This window comes from Okeanomitos corallinicola TIOX110 (assembly GCF_038050375.1).
Taxonomy (GTDB): domain Bacteria; phylum Cyanobacteriota; class Cyanobacteriia; order Cyanobacteriales; family Nostocaceae; genus Okeanomitos; species Okeanomitos corallinicola.
Window position 1 is genome coordinate 159,097 of record NZ_CP150886.1, and the last position, 20,603, is coordinate 179,699.

Here is a 20,603-nt window from a genome sequence, read left to right on the forward strand (position 1 = left end):
GCCCTCTTGCGCTTTTGCGCTTTGCTCTTTCTTTTCTACCCTTGCGAGCGCCAGCGAGCTAAATTTTTTTTTGATTATACATCTTCAAAAATGTAGAGACGTTCCATTTCAAAAATGTAGAGACGTTCCATGGAACGTCTCTACAAAGGGTTTTACGTTATCAAAAATCATTTGTTAAAGACTTGTAAACGATATCACTGATTAATATTCGGATGTTGTAAATTGAGGGTGGCTATCCTTGCTTATACTTCTTAGAATTTATGGCACATAGCTTGGGGTTGAGTTATTAAACGGGGCGGTTCTTGGTACAACAATGCTATCAATTGCCGTTCGGCGAATCGTAACAGGAACAACGCGCGTAATCAAGACAATAATCTCGGTTTTCGTGTTGTGTTCGGGTCTTCCTCGCCAGCACTCTCTACAGTCAGAGTTGATAGGAGGGATTCTATCGAGCGTACACCAGAGAGTCCAAACTCAAACCCAGTGATGTGGGTGACTATATCCGAATATAAAACCGAGCCAGTTAGCTTGGTAGGGAAACCGAAGACTTGACTGGCTCAATTAATCATAATATTAATAATAGTAGACGTTCCGGCGGAACGTCTCTACAAGGGTTTCAAACCACGCACTTCACACACCCTACAAACAAATATTGCTATGTTAATGATATTACTTCTCACCCATAACAAAATTACCATAACTTAATTCATTGATACGATTCCAGTTATAAATCTGTTCTCTAAACTTCTTCCACTGTTCATATAACTGTTTAAAAGTTGCATCTTTACTAGCATTTTCTTCATATATTTCAAAAGCATTTTTTTGAGCAGCTTGCATAATTTCTTGGCTATAAGGAGTTAATTTAGTGCCACCAGCTAACAACCTTGTTAATGCTTCTCCGTTCAAAGCATCATATTCATTTAACATATTCATATTGGCTTCAAAAGTAGCAGTTTTAAATATTTCCTGATATTCCTTGGGTAATTTATTCCAAGCATTCAAATTAACTAAAACATCTAAAGTTGGGCCTGGTTCCCACCAACCAGGATAATAATAAAATTGCGCGGCTTTGTTTAAACCTAATTTCTCATCATCATAGGGTCCCACCCACTCCGCTGCATCAATTGCACCTCTATCCAAAGCTAAATATATTTCTCCTCCGGGTAACACTTGCACGTTTACCCCTAAGCGAGACATTACTTCTCCTCCTAAACCGGGAATTCGCATTTTTAAGCCCTGAAGGTCAGCAACTGATTTAATTTCTTTTTTGAACCATCCTCCCATTTGTGTACCTGTGTTACCTGCGGGAAAGTTGATGATTTGAAAATCACTATAAATTTTTTGTATAGCTTCTAAACCGCCTCCATGATACAACCAGGCGTTTTGTTGTTGGGCGTTTAAACCAAAGGGTACGGTGGTAGCAAAAGCCAAAGCCGGGTTTTTACCTATGTAATAATAACTAGCTGTATGTCCACATTCTACAGTTCCAGATTGGACTGCATCTAAGACTTGCAAACCTGGTACTATTTCCCCTGCTGCAAAGGGGGTGATGGTAAAGCGGCCATCTGTCATTTCTTTAACTCGTTTGGCGATGGTTTCCGCACCGATGTAAGTTCCTAGAGTCTTTGTCCAGCTAGTAGTCATCCGCCATCTGACCCTGGGTAAACTACCTTGTGCGCTGGAGGATGTACTTTTTTTGGCACAAGCTGCGGTGAGTGCTGCGGTTGCGGTGGCGATCGCCCCTGTGTTAATAATTTGTCTACGCTTCATGGTTTTTGTTAATTTAATTTAAATATAGTTTTGGCGGACAAGATGTCCACCCCACAAGAGTTTTCTTAATGTATCAAGTTTTGAGATCAAAATATCAAAATTATATCTACTACTTCTGAGTAAAATTGCGTATCTGAGGATTTTTAATTGTCAAACTGTGCCATAAAACGTCTATCAATCCAATCTTTCCAATACCAAATTAGTCGCTGGGGTGGTAAAGTAAAATTCCCTCTGGTAGCTATTGCGCGTCCATCACCAGTACCAATTAAACTTAAATATTCTGTTTGTGGGTTGTAAGGTTTGAGTGGTTTATTTAAAATAATTCTTCGCAAATTTTCATACAGTGGTTTACCTTGACGTACCGCAAAAACACCAGCTTTTGGTAAGTGATAATTAATCATTGTCGCAATATCACCGGCTGCAAAAACATGAGGATGACTAATAGATTGTAAGTTATCATTAACTAAAATAAAACCTTTTTCATCTGTAGCAATTTCCGAATCTTTTACCCATTCTGCTGCTGATGCTTCTGTCACCCAAAATACTTGATTGGAATTAACAATTAACCCAGATTCAGATTTAATTACCAGTTGATTATCTTCTGTTTTGATAACTTGACAGACTGTTTCACTTAAATGTAATTTCACACCTTTATTAATTAAAATATCTTGCATAATTTGCCTGACAGATGGGTGATAATTGGGCATTAATTCCCCTGTTCTTTGCCATAAATGTAAATCTAATTGATGACATCCCAACTTTTGTAAACCTGCCAACATTGAAAATGCCAATTCCACACCTCCAGCACCACCACCAACAATACTAATACTCAGGGGTTTTTGGGGGTTTTTAGTAACTATTTCCTGTAATTTATACCAATGTTTTAAAAATTGTGGTACTGGTTTTGCCGGAATTGTATATTCTGCCGCACCTGATACAGACAATTTAGCCGGAGTGCTACCAATATCAATAGAGAGAAGATCAAAATCTATTACTTTTTTATTAGCACAAAATACTTTGTTATTTTTTAAATCCAGTTCAACAACGCTATCAAGACACAACTGAGCATTAGCAAATTTGCTTAAATTTTGCAAGTCAATATGGCATTGATAATAATTATAAAATCCGGCAATATGTCCGGGTAACATCCCAGAGTATGGCGTATACTGATCTGGAGTAATTAAGGTTAAATTTACTCCAACTAAAGGTTGATGTCCAAAGAGTTTTAACGTTATAGCATGACTATGACCGCCACCAATTAGCACTATATTTTTAGGTGTTGATGGGAAATTTTGCTGCATCTGTAAAATTAGGTAAATATTATCTAAATAATATCAGTAATTAAATAGCAGTATCATCATGATTCTGTTTGTGTGGTAATGAATAATGTAAGAATTCATAGATTCAGATATCGTCATCATATTAATACAAGATTATTTTAATTAGTAATATGTTAGTAGTCAAAATCATTCCTTGGATGCTGGAAATTAAAGATTTATTCCAAAATAATCAAATTAATTACCGTCATGAGCATCAATTAATGAAAGTTATAAACAGAGTAGAAAGTAATAACTTAGAAGCCAGCTTATCTGCTATTAATGAATTAGAGGACTTAGCAAAAAACAATCCACAATACCACTGGATAATCATGAATATGCTAAGTAATTTTATTAGAAAAAATGCAGTTAATCTAATTTCAGAAGAAGCACATCATCGGCAAATAATTCAAGCAGCAGTTACAGTAATTATCAACCGAGATATAAACAAAGATCCAGAAAATGAACAGATTGATTTAAGTCATACTGACTTACGAGGACTAAATTTAAAAAGTGCCAACTTAGAAAATACTAATCTTTATAAAGCTAATTTATCACAGGCAAATCTAGATAACGCTAATTTATCATTTGCTATCCTTAGTGCAGCTAACCTCAGCGGTGCTAACCTCAAGCGTGTTAACCTTTCAGGTGCTATTCTCAGTGCAGCTAACTTGAACGGGAGTAATCTTACTGGTGCTAATTTACATCGAGCTAATTTGTATTTAGCGAGTTTGAAAAATGCTGTTTTAAATGATGTAATTTTGGCAGGAGCAAATCTGAGAGAAGCTAATTTTAATTAGTTTACAGAATTAAGATATACTCAGTATCAGAATATTTTAATCCTAGCAAGTCAATTTTTTTACTCATCATTTTTTGATGCTTCTAAATTGAGAGACTTTTACGGACTTATGTCTCTTAAAAATGGCAATAAGCTAAGAAATGAGAGTTTTCGATACGTTATCAACTATTTTCTTAATATCCTCTGACAAAGGGTAAAAGATCAAGATTTTACCCTTAATCTTGTGTGTAAAAAAATTTTACATATCTTTTATATATCTAAATTTACAGCTAAATGCTATACTACTTTTTTTAATCATCTCAGTAATAACTGATTATTGTGAAGCATCTTTCTGGTATGTCTGCTAAAAAGACAGACAAAACTTTGTATTGGTTGATCACCATCATTGTTATTTTAGCTCTGTCCTTAATACTGATTGTCTTCGCATCTACTAATATTGAGAAGTTATCACTTCAACAGCAAATATCCAATAAACATCAACTATTAACTACTACGGGCATAGTTTTTCTAGGTGTAGCGGTGATCATTCATGTTTATTATACAGCTAAACGAACTCAAGCAATAGAAAAAAATGCCATTACAGCAGAAAAAAATCTAGCAGTTAATATTGAAAATACCAAACTCACCCAAGAAAGACTAATTACAGAACGTTTTATTGGTGGTATTGCTCAGTTAGGACATGATAAGGTAGAAACCCGCATTGGGGCAATTTATGCCTTAGAAAGAATTGCTCAAGATTTCCCTCAAGAACATTGGACAATTATGCAAGTTCTCACTGCATTTGTCCGCGAAAATGCACCTATACAAATAGAGAGAAAAATTCAAAAACCGGAGGATTTTACAGCGATTGATTTTGGTAAAAATCGGGAACGGGTACGTCGTCAACAGCAAGGAAATTATGTTTTATCATTAGAATATTTTCAACTGCGGACAGATATTCAAGCCGCTTTAACTGCGATTGGTAGACGCAATTTTCATCAAGATCGAGAAAACCAAAAGTTAGATTTACGTAATACTGATATCAGAAAAGTAGATTTAGCAGGTGCTAAATTACAAGGTGTAGATTTAAGGGGTTCTGATTTATCTGGAGCAGATTTGCGCTCAGTAGATTTTAGCGGAGCAAATTTAGAAAGTGCTAAGTTTATTTCTGCAATTCTCTATGAAGCTAACTTATTTAAGGCTAATTTACGAGGAGCTAATTTAAGTCGAGCTAATCTTAATTTGGCTAATTTATATGGTGTGAATTTGCGCTCAGGTAATTTATTTGGTGCAAGTTTACGTTCAGCTAATTTACAAACTGCTAACTTGTATAAAGCGAATTTAAAACAAGTAATTCTCAAAGCGGCTGATCTTTCTGGTGCTAAGTTATTTCTGGTTAATTTACAAGGGGCAAAATTAGGGAAAACAAAGTTACGTTTTGCTGGTTTAATTGCTGCCAATTTACAAGGTGCAAATCTCAATGGTGCAAATCTCCAAGGTGCTAATTTGAATGCTGCTAAATTACAAAAGGCAGATATTTATTTTGCTAATCTGAGTGAAGCTAGTTTAACAGAAGCTGATTTGCGTGACGCTAATTTAGTTGGTGCTAATCTTTCTGGTGCAACTCTGGAAGAAGCTGATCTTTCCAGTGCAAACCTCATGGGTGCTAATTTATCTGGTGCTGATTTAGGTGATGTGAAACTCATGGGGGCAATTTTAACAGGGGTAAAAAACCTTGATTCTGAACAAATAATTACGGCTTTGGGTGATTGTAACACCCGCCTCCCTGATTACCTAGAAGTACCAGCTAACTGGCTCGAATCTGAGTAAATACCTAAAATTTACTCTTTCATAAATTGGGTGCATTCTACTTTGTTATGGTTTGATAATTATTTGAAAATTATGATTATTTCCTCACATAAAAATATTAATTAAGTTAATAAATCCTGACTTGATAAATGTCATCATTTCTAGTTTTTAAATTCTTCAATTAGTAATCAAATTAGCTTTTTATAAATATCAATTTATAGTATTTTCATTGTAAGGGGAATAAGTGAAAATTTCTATGATGCAGCTTCAAGCTTTTATATGACAGAGTTTGTGTATTTTAGAGTACGAAAGAAGAAAAAATTATTATTTTTTAGGATAAAAGTATGATCAAATTTGATATTGCCGAAACTTTGAACTCCTCAAATCAACTCAATATTGCACCTACAGATTCCATTAATTCTTTTCAGACAGCGGTGGATAGTAGTTTAAGTTTTAAAAATCATAGCAGCTTACCATCAGATGCAAAAGAAGAACCTATTTTTAACACTAATAGCTACAATTTCAACAATGGTTATGGTTTAGTAAATGCCGGAAAAGCAGTCAGTACAGTAACAGGTGAAAGTCCTTATGTAGATGCTCCTCCATTGGGTGGAAATAATTGGGGTGCGGATTTAGTAAAAGCTCCCACTGCTTGGCAAAATGGATATACAGGACAGGGAATTATCGTTGCTGTTTTAGATACTGGAGTTGACTATAATCACAACGATTTAAATAGTAATATCTGGATTAATACAAAAGAGATTGCAGGTAATGGGATTGATGATGATGGTAATGGTTTTGTTGACGATGTGAGAGGTTGGAACTTTGATGGTAATAATAATAATGTTTTAGATGATGAAAGTCATGGAACTCATGTGGCTGGAACTATTGCTGCTAAAAATGATGGCAATGGTGTGACAGGTATTGCTTATAATTCTCAAATTATGGCAGTGAAAGTATTAGATGAAAATGGTTCAGGTTCTTACTCAAATATCGCTAATGGTGTTCGTTACGCTGTAGATAATGGTGCTAATGTTATTAACCTGAGTTTAGGTGGTAACTCTGGTAATAATACCCTCAAATCAGCCATTGAATATGCCAGTAATAAGGGTGTAATTGTAGTTATGGCAGCAGGTAATGAGGGAGCTTCTCAACCATCTTATCCTGCTCGTTATGCGAATGATTTCGGTATTGCTGTAGGTGCAGTTAATCAAAGTAATCAATTCACAGATTTTTCTAACCGTTCTGGTTCTCAAGAAATCAAATATGTCACCGCACCAGGTGAAGATATTTACTCTACAGTTCCTAATAATAAATATGCCACTTATAGCGGTACTTCCATGGCTGCTCCCCATGTTGCTGGGGTAGTGGCATTGATGCTAAGTGCTAATCCTAATTTAACAGATAGCCAAGTGCGGGATATAATTGTTAACACATCTGAAAACACTACAAACCCTCAACAACCTCAACAACCTAATCAACCTTCCAATCCTTCACCTTCTCCGTTTCCATTTCCATTTCCGATTGATTTATTACCTTTTGGTTTAATTAATATAGGTGCAATTTTGCCGAATATTGGCGCAGGATTTCCTGATATTGGTTCAGGTTTTCCTATCGGTTTTGACACACAATCAAATATGCAATTACCACCAATTGTTATTTCTGTTGGTGAGAATAATTTAGGGTTGAAATTTGGTGGTATTGAAACTAAAACGCCGCAGATAGAAAATTTCAGTTATTACAGTGGTAGTGATGAGATGTGGGAGTTGCGTTATTATGATAGTAATGTCAATAATTCTTTAGTTAAAGAAGAAATAGAAAAATATGATGCTGATAGATTTTTGTAAAATATAATTTAATAATTTAAAAAATTAACCCCCAACTTTTGGATATTGGAGGTTAAGAAAGATTGATTTAATTATTTGAATTTAGCTACAGCACCTTCAAACGCCGTATTTAATTCTTTCCACGCCTTCTCAAAGCCATTTTGTACTTCTTCCCACGCTTCTTCACCAGCTTTTTGTAATTCTTCTAATTTAGCTTGAGCAGCGTCACGTTTGGAGTAGATTTCTTCCAGTTTATTGTTATACTCAATCGCTGTATCTGCTTTAGCTTGGCTGGCTTTGGCTTTCAATTCTTCAATTTGAGCGTTGAATTTATCTAGTTGTGCTTTGACTTTATCTTGATATACTTGTTTGTCAATATTCTGTACTGTCATAGGCGTACCTCCGGTAATCACATCAATTCACACTTTATCAATGATGTGTTTTTCATTTGTTAATTACAATTTTAGCAATTTTGATATGTTCATAAATCGGCCGCTGGTTATAAAAATACTGGATAGATTTTCATTAATTTCTATCTGTGGGTAGAAGATATGGATAAATGGCTCATTGTTCAGATTTAACTCCCACTATCCAGCACAATTTAGCCATACTCCATCAATTACAAGGGCATTATACAGAAGCGGAAACTTTATTTCAAGAAGTATTAGAAATTAAGCGAGATAAGTGTGGAAAAGATCATCCCTCATTTGCTCATACTCTGAATGCTCTGAGAATTATATGAGTTACAAGAAAAGTACAAAGATGCTGAAGATAACTATTGCCAAGCTTTAGAAATTTATAAACGATTTTACCGTGAAGGTCATTCCAGAATTGTCAGGGTTAGTAAAAATTTGGCAGGTCTTCGTGATAAACTCACCTGACACAACTCGAAAATAATTTTTCACCAAACCTTAGTTGATATAACCTTTCTTACCTCACAGAAAAAGCCTCATTAAATCTGCGGGTAATTGGCTCAACAATAAAGGTCAAAACCGATTTCTTCCTGGTCACAATCTCCGCATTTGCAGACATCCCCGGCGTAAATTCTACTTTTTTACCTCGTAAATTCATAGAATGCTGATTTAATTTAATTCGTGTCGGAAAAACTAAACCTAACTTTTCATCAATAACTGCATTGGGACTAATATTAATAACCTCACCATCCACAACACCAAATTCTTGAAAAGGAAAAGTTGCTAATTTCACCTTGGCTTTCATTCCCTGACGAATAAAACCAATATCTCGATTCAGAACTTTAACTTCTAACAGCATTTCCTCCCCTTCAGGAACAATTGAAAGTAATTCTTCCCCAGACTGTACGGGACCTTTGGTAGCTTCAATTTTATAAATTGTTCCGGCGACGGGTGCTTTAATTGTTTCTCCGTCTTTTTGTTTTTTTGCCTGTTCTAACTGTCCAGCAACATTGGTTAATTCTTCTTTACGTCTATTAATTTGTGTTAAAATTTCACTGCGTCTTTCTGACTCTAATCTCAAAGCTTGATTTTTTGCAGCTTGATAGGTTTGTTCGGCTTGACTAATTTCCTGTTGTTGAGCAGCAATATCTTTTTCTAAAGATGTCATTCTATCTTTTGTTTCTGTAATTCTATTTTCAGAGTTGGTAACTTCATTTGTAGCTCTAATAATTTCTGTTTTTGCTCGATTTAATCTTTCCTGTGCCTCCAAATAATCAACTCTGGGAACTGCACCAGGAGTTAACAAAGTTCTCAGATTTTCTTCTCTTGTTTGGGCAATTTTTAAACTATCTTCAAATTTGTCACTGATGTCTTTAGCATTGACTAAATTAGTTTGAGCATTAATTACACTTGTTTGAGAATTAGCTAAATTTTCTTGTAAGCGAGTTAAGCGAATTTTTGCTTGTTTGATAATTGAAAGTTGTCGTTGTGCTTCTGCTTCTGCTGCTGCTTGTTTGGCTTGATAATCTAATAACCGGGAATTTAATAACTCATCTTGTAATTTTGTCCCCGCAATTTTCCCCCCAGTTCTTTCAGCTTGTAATCTTTGTAAATCTTCCTCAATTAATTTACTAGCTTTAGCTAATCTGTTAACATCGGTTTGTTGTAAATTAGAGTCTCTTTCTATTAAAATCTGATCTTTGGTGACGCGATCGCCTTCTTGAACTTTTACTGATAAAATAGAACCATTACCTAATGATGTCACCGGTCTAACTTGAGTTGCAGCTATTAATTCTCCCGGTGCTGTAGCTACTTCATCAACTTTAGAAAAATGCGCCCAGGATATTGCCCCAAAGACAATTAAACTAATAGTTCCTGCTAATAATCTTGTATAAAGTGGTGGTAATTCCTGTACAGCTTTACCCAATTCATAGGATAAATGTTCTTCTGGTTTAGCAAATTTTTCTTTAGTTTGACGTGCTTGAACAGCATTTGCAGAGAGAGAATATTTCATATATTTAGTAATCGCTAATGGGTAATAGGTTATTTATCATATCAATCACCAAATTCAAATCTAAATAAGAGTATAAAAAGTTCTCTCAAGTTGACAATTGCTAGTGATAAATCATTAACAATTAAAGAGTCTACAACTATTTTTGTTAAATTATCGGTACTAATCATAGATGTGTGTTTTTTAGTTTACCGATGAGCAGATACAAACCCGTTTTTAAAAACATTACGCCAATAGTCCCAGGTTTGATACTAATCCAAATCAACAGAAAATATTGTTATCTAAGCCACTACTTTGCAGATATTTTTCTACCGCTCGTTTCGCTTTAAATAAAGGAGCATCTTTATATCCCACATTCCGCACCTAAAACGGAGATAAATACAAAATGCTCAACCCCCTGAATTTTAGCCTAATCAATCAGTTCAATTCAAGTGCAATTTTTCCCAAAAATAAAAAAATAAACGTTTATATTTAATTATGTGATCCCATGATCAAATTTTCAGTGTGTAAATTTCATCTTGGTGCTTTACGCCAACCATTTGCTACGGCTTCTGATTCTGTACAAAACCATTTCTCTCCTTTTGTTGGATTAATTACTGTGGATTCATAATCCTCTGCGCCAGGAACGTGATACCATCGTCTCCCTGTATTAATGGAAATATTACCTTTAATTTTGCAACCTGGTTTTATAAAGGAGTTGATGAGAGATGGAGAACGGCTACCTTGAAACTCAATTGCCAAAACAACAAAGATGATAGCAATAGGAAGACCAATAATCTTTTTCATTAAACTCTGTTTTTTAAATCTTTTTTGTTGTCTTACTGGTAGAGGTGCAACTCCCTCAATTGAAGCTTTAGTAGCACGAATTTTTCCATCTGGGGTTGTTGTTAATTCGTAAATAATTGTATCACCAACTTTTGGGCGACGACTAGCCACCTTTATGTCACTGATATGAATAAAAATATCTGTACTTCCATCTCTAGATTTTATAAATCCAAAACCCCTATCATCTTTCCATCGTGTAAGTACGCCCTTACGCATAATAGTTATTAAAAACAACTTCACTTTATAGTAACTATAATAACGTAAGTTTGTATAAACTATAATTAACTAAAATTCTACAATCACCGGCGCATGATCACTAGGTTTTTCTAACTTCCTGGGTTCAATATCAATAATGCAACTTTGAGCGCGTTCATAAACCACAGGTGTTAAATAATGATGGTCTATTCTCCAGCCTAAATTTCTCTTAAAAGCCGCAGTTCGATAATCCCACCAGCTATAATTTCCCCCTTCATTATTAAACTTTCTAAAAGCATCAGCAAAACCTAAACTTAATATATCCCGTAAAGCTTGACGTTCTGACTCAGATGCCATGATGTGATTTTCTATTTTTACTTTGTCATTAATATCAATATCTTCCAAAGCAATATTAAAATCCCCACACATACAAATTTCTGGATTTGATAATAATAAAGTTTGTAAATATTCCCGTAAAACCTTTAACCAACCCAGTTTATATTCATATTTTTCACTGCCTATTGCTGAACCATTAGGAACATAAAGATTAACAATTCTGACTCCATCAATTACACCGCTAATCACTCGCTTTTGTTCATCCCATTGTGGGTCTAAATCTGGTAAAACCGCCGTGAAACCCATACTTACATCTTCCAGCGGTTGACGGCTAATCAGTGCCACACCGTTATAAGCTTTCTGTCCGTAAATATAAGGATAATATCCTAGTTCTGTGAATGGATTTAGGGGAAAATCCTTATCTATCACCTTTGTTTCCTGCAAACACAAAACATCAACAGAATTTTCACCTAACCAGTTAATTACCTGTTCTAAACGAGTCCGAATTGAATTGACATTCCAAGTAGCTATTTTCATGATTGATTTATCAGTATGACAACAAATTAAGAAATATAAAAGATGTTATTTTTTGTCCTAGCTCCCATTTCTACAAAAATAGGCTATAAATAATTGATCCCTGTTACAAATCCGTATTCACAATTACAAAATTATGTAAACAAATTATGCAAACCAAAAAATGTGAGTTATGCTACAAAACATTTTAATTGAAAATGATCCCCAAGATAGATGAAAATACTAAATACTCAGTTGTAAGTTTGTAATGGCCTTACTTATTGGCTATTACCTTTACTGATATATCAGACTATGTGAGTCAGGTTAATAGTCCAGTCATTCAAAATTACAGCCTTGCTAGTAAAAAAAAGTTAACTTAGATTTAAGAAAATTCAGTTATCATGATTTGTTCTCACACAATAATGACAAGAAAGATAATAGTTAATCTTCAAGCAATAAATCAATATCCACAAACATTCAAGCACAACATTTAATAACTGTAAGGCATAGCATCCAATTTCTGTCACGAAACAGAATAATTAGCAGTTTTACAGATAAATCCATGAAAGTTTCATCAAAATTTTTTTTGCCTGATTATAACAAACCAACTTTTTTAGGAGGACATTGCTATGAATCAAAGAACCAACACCTGCCCATGCTGCGGTGGTTCAATCTTGCGTCATATTCGTCATGGTGAACTATATTGGTTTTGCTTATCTTGCCGGCAAGAAGTACCATTATTAACTATTAACCGTTTATCCAATCACATAGAAACTCGTAACACAAGTGTAGTAACTCATCCTGTAGTTAATACTGTAGAGTAATACAGGTGCTTGTCAAAAATATACAAATATTAAGTAGTCAGGTTGATTCCGTAGCAATTCTGCTGATGCGAAGTTTTGTGGTCAAAAGTTGTACCTTATGCAATGCCGCCTGAAATATTTTGTATGGACAGAGCATAGATAAAATAATCAATAAATCAATTAAGTAATTATAAAGCAATAATAAGCATATAATTATACAATAATTTATATTATTGTAGTTATTTCCTATTCACAAAAATATTGATATTTAATACCCGTAATCTTTTACTGTTAACTGGTAACTGTTCATTTCCCGTGTATCTGGATATGATAGAAAAGTAGATAAAACTTAAAAAATATTCACAGAATGCTAATTGAATCCTCTGGCTTGCCAAAAGTCAAAGACTCAGTAAGCAAAAGAATTCTCTTAGGTAACGAGCCTACGCCAGAATTAATTGCCATACTTGCAGTCTACTTCGTCCAAGGCATATTAGGGTTAGCACGTCTAGCCGTTAGCTTTTTCCTCAAAGATGAGTTACATCTAACTCCAGTGGAGGTATCAGCCTTATTGGGGGTAGTTGCCCTCCCTTGGATGATAAAACCCCTATTTGGTTTTATTTCCGATGGTTTGCCCATTTTCGGCTACCGTCGTCGCCCCTATTTAGTGTTATCGGGGATACTAGGGGCTGTTGCATGGGTAGGTATGGGAACAATAGTTGATAGTAGTTTAACAGCTACAATTGCGATCGCCTTATCTTCTTTTTCCGTTGCTTTCAGTGATGTCATTGTTGACTCCCTCGTGGTCGAACGTGCCAGAGTAGAAAGTCAAGCCAAAGCAGGTTCATTACAATCTCTATGTTGGGGTGCTACCGCCGTTGGTGGTTTAATTACAGCCTATTTTAGTGGCTTACTTTTACAATATTTCAGCACTCGTATAGTATTTTTAGTAACGGCTGTATTTCCGTTAATTGTCTCCTTCGTAGCTTGGTTAATTGCAGAAATACCCATTAACAAAGAAACACCAAAAACCGATCAAAATCATCCACTCACCATTCCTAAACAACTTAAACAACTACGCCAAGCCTTCACCCAAAAAGCTATTTGGATACCCACAGCCTTTATATTTATTTGGCAATCTACCCCCAGTGGAGAAGCAGCATATTTCTACTTTTTTACTAATGAATTGCACTTTCAACCAGAATTTTTAGGTAGAGTTCATTTAGTTACAAGTTTAGCTTCATTAATTGGGATTTGGATTTTTCAACGTTTCCTCAAAGCCGTACCATTTCGGGTAATTTGTGGTTGGAGCATCGTCATTTCCGCAGCATTAAGAATGACAATGTTAGTGTTAGTAACACACACCAACAGAGCATTAGGAATAGATGATGAATGGTTCAGTTTAGGTGACAGTTTAATTCTTGCCGTCATGGGACAAATTGCCTTCATGCCCATTATGGTCTTAGCAGCCAGAATTTGTCCATTGGGAATAGAAGCCACATTGTTTGCACTCCTGATGTCAATCTTCAACTTAGGGGGGGCTATTTCTAAAGAATTTGGGGCAATAGTTATGCACTGGTTAGGTATTACAGAAACCAACTTTGATAGCCTCTGGTTATTAGTAATCATCACTAACCTAATAGCTGTTATTCCCATATTATTTATCAACTTCTTGCCTACAGAAGAAACAGAAACAATTACCTCTGCCGATACTTCAATTGTTTGATTTTGACCTCACAAAAATAACATACAGCAGATTGCATTCTTATGAGGTACAAATTATAATAATGAAACTCTTGTGGGGTGGGCATCTTGCCCGCCAATAGTGTACCTCATGACGGAAAGTGCTGTAGCTTTTTTAAAACAATAAAAATCTGAAAAATATGCAGACTGTAGATAATCAAGACAATCTCTCTTTAGAAAAATCCTATAGCCAAAAAGATTGGCAAGGTGGATATGAATCTCTGAACCAAGAATATGATTATTGGATTGATGAAATAGAAGGACAAATACCCTTAGAATTACAAGGTACACTATTTAGAAACGGTCCCGGTTTACTAGATGTAAATGGACAAAGATTACATCACCCCTTTGATGGAGACGGAATGATTAGCCGGATTACATTTACCAATGGTCGCGCTCATTTCCGTAACCGATTTGTAGAAACTGAAGGTTATTTAACAGAAAAAAAAGCAGGTAAAATTCTCTATCGAGGCGTATTTGGTACACAAAAACCAGGCGGTTGGTTAGCTAATATCTTCGATTTTAAAATCAAACACATCGCTAATACAAATGTTATCTATTGGGGTAACAAACTATTAGCACTATGGGAAGCAGCAGAACCCTATTTATTAAATCCCCAAACTTTAGAAACATTAGGAAATGAATATTTCAATGGTGTTTTATCCACAGGTGAAGCATTTAGCGCCCATCCCCGCATAGACCCCAATGCTAAATTAGTGAACTTTGCTATTAAACCGGGTCCAACAACCACAATTAATATTTTTGAATTGAATACTAACGGGGAAATCATCAGCAAACAAAATCATAGTGTTCCTGGTTTTTGCTTCATTCATGATTTTGTTATCACCGAAAATTACTGTATCTTCTTTCAAAATCCTGTTAAGTTTAATCCCCTACCCTTTGCTTTAGGAATAGCTAGTGCTGGACAATGTATTAAAGTCCAAAAAAATCAACCCACAAAAATCATTCTTATTCCTCGTACAAACAGCCAAACTGCTGAAAATGAGGTAAAAGTTTTAGAAACAAAAGCAGGTTTTATTTTCCATCATGTGAATGCTTTTGAAGTCGGAAATGAGATTGTTGTTGACTCAATTTGCTATAATTCCTTAACCGAGGTTGAAGCTAATAGTGATTATCGAGAAAGCAAATTTGAAGCTAACGCACCTGGTCAACTTTGGCGATTTAATCTACATTTATCAGAAAATAAAGTAGAAAATCAGTTAATAGATAATCGTGCTTGTGAGTTTCCTGTAATTCATCCCAATAATGTAGGTAAACCCTATCGTTATTTATATAGTGCTGCTACACATAACCCTAGTGGAAATGCACCTTTACAAGCAATTTGGAAAGTTGATATAACATCAGATACAAGAGAAATTTGGAGCGCAGCACCCTGTGGTTTTGTTGGTGAACCAATTTTTATTCCTCGTCCCAATTCTGAAAAAGAAGATGAAGGTTGGGTAATAACTTTAGTTTATGATGCTGAACATCATCGTACAGATGTAGTGATTTTAGATGCTCAAAACATTCAACAAGGTGCAATAGCAAAACTACATTTAAAACATCATATTCCTTACGGTTTACATGGGAGTTTTACCTCAGAAACATTTATCTAAATAAAGTAGGTTGGGTTAAGCGATAGCACAACCCAACTTTTAAATAATTTCAAACTAATTCTGATTAATAGAACGGAAAACCACCTTTAAACCATCACGAGGTTTAGGTGTGGGTATCATTTTTAAATCTAAATTTTGTCCTGGTAAAAGTTCCCATTCATAACCACGTAACAAAAAAGTAGCTAATATTTTCATTTCCAACTTAGCAAATTCTTTTCCTAGACATTCTCTCATTCCACCTCCAAAACTTACATAACTAAAAGGTTTAGATTTATCCTCTTTTCTCTCTATACTAAATCTTTCCGGATCAAATTTTTGAGCATCTTTATAGATAGTTTCATCTTGATTAGTTTTACCAACTTCATATAAAATACTCCAACCTTGAGGAAGTTGATAACCGTTAAATTCACAAGTTTGAATTACTTCCCGAAACCCACCAAAAACAGGGGGAATAAATCGCAGGACTTCTTTAAGAATTTGATCTAAATAAGTCATTTCTTTGAGATGTACAGATGTAAGCATATCTGTACAAATTATTTTTTCTTGTTCCTTCCTTGCTGCTGCTAAAATTTCCGGGTTTTGAGCTAACAGTAAACAAAAAGAAGAAAGTGCAGAAGTTAAGGCTTCATGTCCAGCAAAAAGTAAATTTAAAATTTGGTCTTTGAGTTCATCTACACTCAAACTACTACCATCTTCATCTTTTGCATTCAAGAATAAACCTAAAGCATCCTGTTCTGAACTTGGTTGTTTTTGACGTTGTAAAATAATATTCTCAATCTTTAGTAATAACTGCTCTCTGCTTTTTAAAGCTTTACTAAACTTAGTCCCAGGTAACCGAATAGGAAGAGTAAATAATCCCTGAAACCACTCTTCAAATAATTCAGCAAAATGAGGATCATTAGTAGTATCTGTTCCTACTAATAATTTACAAGCTACATGAAAGGTGTATTTTCTTATTTCAGGATACCAAGTTAATTGACCTAAATTTTCCCATTTCTGTAAATAGCTATTAGTAATTTCTACTATTGATGGAATATAACTTGCTAAAGCTCGTGGTTGAAAAGCTTGGGATAATAATTTGCGTCTGCTTTGATGAATGCTACCTGTTTGTATTGATACAGAAGCAGGACCTAGTAAAGTGGAAAAACTTTCCGGCCATTTACCCACAAAATTATTATTTTCAGTGCTAAAAATAAAGCGATTTGCCTCTGCTCCTATCATTATAATTGTAGGAGAACCAAATAGATTAGTTTTAAAAACATTACCATATTTTTTCTGTCGGTTTTCAGCAAAATTTGGATCATTCAAAAAACTAATTGTTTCACCAATAATTGGTAACCCAAGGTTTCCAGGAGGTAGAGGTAACTTGTTTTCTTTTTTGTGAATATTTATCATATTTGTCTATTTTGGTAAATAGTGATTTATGACTCTAAGATTTTATCATATTTACAGAGTGAATATTTTCTGGATATTGGGACTGGATATTAGGATTATATTTACTAGGGAATATCCTGATTTTGAGCTAACAGTAAACTTTCTAATTCTTGAATCCTATCAATTAGTTTTTGATAGCTACTTGCAGAAAGAATGACATGACTAGGACGTGATTGTTTGGTAAGTAAAACAGGTTCAATGGCAGCTTGATCAAAAACCTCACCGTGTTTATTTCGAGCATCTGTAAGAGTGTAAGTTTGCATAATATGACTATTCTGACTATTTTGACTAGACCTTAACATAACTTCAAATAAAGTGCAAATTTGAGAGTATCTAGAACTCGCATCATATTTTTAAACATAAAATTGTAACGAAAACTACAAAATTGCCATTAATTTTTAAACTTGGGGTAAACTAAGCATATCCGGTTCACCTAAATACCGTGATGAGGAGTAAATGTGATGGTTACAACCTCTCGTCCAGTGTGGGAAAATCATTCCCCAGCGCATATTTGCCCATTTGATCAAGCTTGTAGTTATTTAGAATGGGCTGCTAAGGAATTAAAATTAGATTCAGGTTTATTAGAAATTCTCAGCCATCCCCGTAAAGTCGTTACTGTTTCCATCCCCGTCAAAATGGATAGTGGGGAAATAAGGGTTTTAGCTGGACACCGGGTACAACATTCGGATATTTTAGGCCCCTATAAAGGTGGTATTCGTTACCATCCAGCGGTGACATTACGGGAAGTTTCCGCTTTAGCCATGTTGATGACTTGGAAATGTGCGTTGTTAGGTATTCCCTACGGTGGTGCTAAGGGAGGAATACCCATAGATCCGAAAAAATACAGTGCGGGTGAATTAGAACGCATTAGCCGCCGTTATATCAGTGAGTTAATTAAAGACATTGGACCCTCTGTAGATATACCAGCCCCAGATATGGGAACTTCAGCCAGGGAAATGGCTTGGATGATGGATACCTATTCTGTGAATGTTGGTCATGCTGTACCAGGTGTGGTGACGGGTAAACCCATTTCCGTTGGTGGTTCTCTGGGTCGGGAAATGGCTACAGGCCGGGGTGTAATGATTATTGTCCGTGAAGCTTTGGCAGATCAAGGTAAATCTCTTGCAGATGTAAAAATTGCTATCCAAGGTTTCGGTAATGTTGGCGGTGCTGCGGCTGAATTATTACACAAAGAAGGCGCAAAAATTATTGCTGTTTCCACTGGTGCTGGGGGTATTTTTTCGGCAACTGGTCTTGATATTCCAGCTTTAAAAGTCTATGCTGCTGAAAATCGTCGTAGTGTCGTCGGTTTTCCCCAAGGAACTGCCATCAGTAACGCAGATTTACTAACTTTACCTTGTGATGTATTAATTCCTGCTGCTTTAGAAAATCAAATTACGGAAGAAAATGTTAATCAAATCCAAGCCCACTTTGTCGCTGAAGCTGCTAATGGCCCTGTGACGCTGGAAGCTAACCGAGTTCTAGAAGCTCGTGGGGTGACGGTTTTACCGGATATTTTGGCTAATGCTGGTGGTGTGGTGGTGAGTTATTTGGAATGGGTGCAAGGTCTTTCTTACTTGTTCTGGGATGAGGAAAGAGTCAACCGAGAAATGGAAAATTTGATGGTGAATGCTTACCGTCAGGTGATGCAACAAGCACAGAATAGAAAAGTAAATTTACGGTTAGCTGCCTATACTCTGGGTGTGGGTAGAGTTGCTCAGGCTTTGACAGACAGAGGTTTGTATCCTTAGTTGTGTAGATTACTTAGTAGGGGTTTAGCACTGCTAAACCCTCACCGCTAAATGTGATTATTTATTTTCCAATTAGAAAGTTAATATTCAACCACATCTAGCTCTCTAACACTACTAATTTCGCTGATTGAACTGTAGTTCCAGGTATTTTCTACCACTACTCTTTGTTCACGTCTGGTTTCTGTGTCATAACGAATTTCTGTAACAAATTTGAGGTCGGATTTTGATAGGTTAATATTGCCTAATCGTAGTTTGCTAAATTCAATTACTTCTGGGTTTAGATAGTGTTTTTTGCCTTTCTGTTTGATTAGTCTTGCACCAGTGCTGGTATGAACTTGCACCCAACGATTATTTTGGCGAGCATAAAGTACATAAACTACATTTGCATATTTGGTAGCTGGTTTATTGAAGATATCCAAATATACTACAAAGGCTTTTTTATTGGTATTTACTAATTTGCCTAGTTTAAATTCACAATCCCAATCTTTGTCTTTATAGGCTTTATAGGAATAGCGTTTTTTACCTTTATCTTTTACTTCTCTACGCTCATATTTGTCATCGTCTCTACGTTCATACCTATCATCGTCTCTACGTTCATACCTATCATCGTCTCTACGTTCATACCTATCATCCCTTCTGTAAGAACCTTCTCTTTCATTTACTTCGGTATAGTTGACCTCAGTTACTTGAGAAACATTGGTGTATTCGGTGATATAATCATAATTCCAAGTATCTTCAATTACGAATCTTTCATCGCGTCTATTTTGGTAATCATAGCGAATTTGGGCAACAAACTTTAGGTCTGTTTTATCAAAGTCTTTATCTTTGATTCCTAGTTTTTTAAACTCTATAATTTCTGGTTCTAAACGGTATTTTGCACCGTATTTTTTGATTAATCTTGATCCAGTGCTTGTGTATACAGCTTTCCATGTATTTTTTTTCTTGGCGTAAACTTGGTAAACAACATTTGCATATTTAGTTTCTGGTTTTTGCAGAATATCTAAATACAGCACTAAGGATTTATTGTTAGAATTTAGTAGTCTACCTACTGTAAAATCGCAATCCCAATCTTTCTGTCTATGTTTCTTTGATGAGCGCTTTTTACCTTTGCGATCTTTATAGTCACGATCTTTATATTTATCTTTATCTTTTTTTGCAAGCAGTAGTTCTGATGTTTCACCACTTAAAAAACTGGTAGCTGAATTATTTTGTAGTTCTTGAACTGAAACCGATTTATCTTTGATTTCTGCTATTTCTGTGGTTAAGGAGAAAGCCTGAGAAGGGATTGATACAGCGGTGATTACAGATAAACTTGTAACTGTCAAAAGCTGTTTACAAAAGGAAGTTAAAGAGTTATTGTGCGACATTGATATCCTTGCAAGTAGATGGGTAAGATAAATTACCTGATTTTCAGTTACTTATGACGGGATGTCTTATTTGCAAGTTCCCAAGGCTGTTAAATTTTTT

17 protein-coding genes and 1 pseudogene are annotated in these 20,603 nt (G+C 35.3%); 8 read left to right on the forward strand and 10 right to left on the reverse strand.

Features of this window, described 5'->3' with window-relative positions:
• Positions 1-669: 669 nt before the first annotated feature.
• Together WJM97_RS00605 and WJM97_RS00610 are read right to left on the reverse strand one after the other, a co-directional pair.
• Complete coding sequence (locus WJM97_RS00605; protein WP_353931148.1) at positions 670-1,770, reverse strand: TRAP transporter substrate-binding protein; 1,101 nt, start codon at positions 1,768-1,770, stop codon at positions 670-672.
• Positions 1,771-1,913: 143 nt separating this feature from the next.
• Complete coding sequence (locus WJM97_RS00610) at positions 1,914-3,071, reverse strand: FAD-dependent oxidoreductase (RefSeq protein WP_353931149.1); 1,158 nt, start codon at positions 3,069-3,071, stop codon at positions 1,914-1,916.
• A 149-nt stretch (positions 3,072-3,220) separates the two neighbouring features.
• Between WJM97_RS00610 and WJM97_RS00615 the strand changes: the two genes are divergently transcribed.
• The 3 genes from WJM97_RS00615 (at position 3,221) to WJM97_RS00625 (ending at position 7,520) form a co-directional block, all read left to right on the forward strand.
• A complete protein-coding gene (locus WJM97_RS00615; RefSeq protein ID WP_353931150.1) occupies positions 3,221-3,886 on the forward strand; it encodes a pentapeptide repeat-containing protein in 666 nt (221 codons plus the stop codon).
• A gap of 335 nt (positions 3,887-4,221) precedes the next feature.
• Positions 4,222-5,694, forward strand: coding sequence for a pentapeptide repeat-containing protein (locus WJM97_RS00620; RefSeq protein WP_353933251.1), 1,473 nt, complete (start codon positions 4,222-4,224; stop codon positions 5,692-5,694).
• A 323-nt stretch (positions 5,695-6,017) separates the two neighbouring features.
• A complete protein-coding gene (locus WJM97_RS00625; protein ID WP_353931151.1) occupies positions 6,018-7,520 on the forward strand; it encodes a S8 family peptidase in 1,503 nt (500 codons plus the stop codon).
• Between the two features lie 71 nt (positions 7,521-7,591).
• On the opposite strand, the gene WJM97_RS00630 is transcribed toward WJM97_RS00625, so the two are convergent.
• Positions 7,592-7,891, reverse strand: a complete 300-nt coding sequence (locus tag WJM97_RS00630; RefSeq protein WP_353931152.1) for a hypothetical protein — start codon at positions 7,889-7,891, stop codon at positions 7,592-7,594.
• A 167-nt stretch (positions 7,892-8,058) separates the two neighbouring features.
• Between WJM97_RS00630 and WJM97_RS00635 the strand changes: the two genes are divergently transcribed.
• A complete protein-coding gene (locus WJM97_RS00635) occupies positions 8,059-8,241 on the forward strand; it encodes a tetratricopeptide repeat protein (RefSeq protein WP_353931153.1) in 183 nt (60 codons plus the stop codon).
• A 188-nt stretch (positions 8,242-8,429) separates the two neighbouring features.
• On the opposite strand, the gene WJM97_RS00640 is transcribed toward WJM97_RS00635, so the two are convergent.
• From WJM97_RS00640 to xth, 4 genes and pseudogenes are all read right to left on the reverse strand, one after another.
• Positions 8,430-9,926, reverse strand: a complete 1,497-nt coding sequence (locus WJM97_RS00640) for an HlyD family efflux transporter periplasmic adaptor subunit (protein ID WP_353931154.1) — start codon at positions 9,924-9,926, stop codon at positions 8,430-8,432.
• Positions 9,927-10,042: 116 nt separating this feature from the next.
• Positions 10,043-10,350, reverse strand: a pseudogene (locus WJM97_RS00645) (NmrA family NAD(P)-binding protein); the annotation flags it as partial.
• Positions 10,351-10,436: 86 nt separating this feature from the next.
• Positions 10,437-10,964 (reverse strand): cold shock domain-containing protein, encoded by a 528-nt coding sequence (locus WJM97_RS00650; protein ID WP_353931155.1) that lies wholly within the window; start codon positions 10,962-10,964, stop codon positions 10,437-10,439.
• Between the two features lie 69 nt (positions 10,965-11,033).
• The gene (gene xth / locus WJM97_RS00655) at positions 11,034-11,816 is read right to left on the reverse strand and encodes an exodeoxyribonuclease III (RefSeq protein ID WP_353931156.1); all 783 of its coding nucleotides are present in this window, start codon (positions 11,814-11,816) and stop codon (positions 11,034-11,036) included.
• A gap of 605 nt (positions 11,817-12,421) precedes the next feature.
• Between xth and WJM97_RS00660 the strand changes: the two genes are divergently transcribed.
• From WJM97_RS00660 to WJM97_RS00670, 3 genes are all read left to right on the forward strand, one after another.
• A complete protein-coding gene (locus WJM97_RS00660) occupies positions 12,422-12,616 on the forward strand; it encodes a hypothetical protein (RefSeq protein ID WP_353931157.1) in 195 nt (64 codons plus the stop codon).
• Between the two features lie 346 nt (positions 12,617-12,962).
• The gene (locus WJM97_RS00665) at positions 12,963-14,318 is read left to right on the forward strand and encodes a folate/biopterin family MFS transporter (RefSeq protein ID WP_353931158.1); all 1,356 of its coding nucleotides are present in this window, start codon (positions 12,963-12,965) and stop codon (positions 14,316-14,318) included.
• Between the two features lie 157 nt (positions 14,319-14,475).
• Entirely contained in the window at positions 14,476-15,951 is a 1,476-nt protein-coding gene (locus WJM97_RS00670) for a carotenoid oxygenase family protein (protein ID WP_353931159.1), read from the forward strand.
• A gap of 54 nt (positions 15,952-16,005) precedes the next feature.
• On the opposite strand, the gene WJM97_RS00675 is transcribed toward WJM97_RS00670, so the two are convergent.
• Both WJM97_RS00675 and WJM97_RS00680 read right to left on the reverse strand, forming a co-directional pair.
• Positions 16,006-17,346, reverse strand: a complete 1,341-nt coding sequence (locus WJM97_RS00675) for a cytochrome P450 (RefSeq protein ID WP_353931160.1) — start codon at positions 17,344-17,346, stop codon at positions 16,006-16,008.
• A 104-nt stretch (positions 17,347-17,450) separates the two neighbouring features.
• Positions 17,451-17,648: a type II toxin-antitoxin system Phd/YefM family antitoxin gene (locus WJM97_RS00680; RefSeq protein ID WP_353931161.1), complete on the reverse strand. Its 198-nt coding sequence runs from the start codon at positions 17,646-17,648 to the stop codon at positions 17,451-17,453.
• A gap of 198 nt (positions 17,649-17,846) precedes the next feature.
• On the opposite strand from WJM97_RS00680, the gene WJM97_RS00685 reads away from it, so the two are divergent.
• Positions 17,847-19,136 (forward strand): Glu/Leu/Phe/Val dehydrogenase, encoded by a 1,290-nt coding sequence (locus WJM97_RS00685; RefSeq protein ID WP_353931162.1) that lies wholly within the window; start codon positions 17,847-17,849, stop codon positions 19,134-19,136.
• An 80-nt stretch (positions 19,137-19,216) separates the two neighbouring features.
• Here WJM97_RS00685 and WJM97_RS00690 read toward each other — a convergent pair whose 3' ends face one another.
• On the reverse strand, positions 19,217-20,503 hold the full coding sequence (locus WJM97_RS00690; protein WP_353931163.1) for a hypothetical protein: 1,287 nt from the start codon (positions 20,501-20,503) through the stop codon (positions 19,217-19,219).
• Between the last annotated feature and the right edge of the window lie 100 nt (positions 20,504-20,603).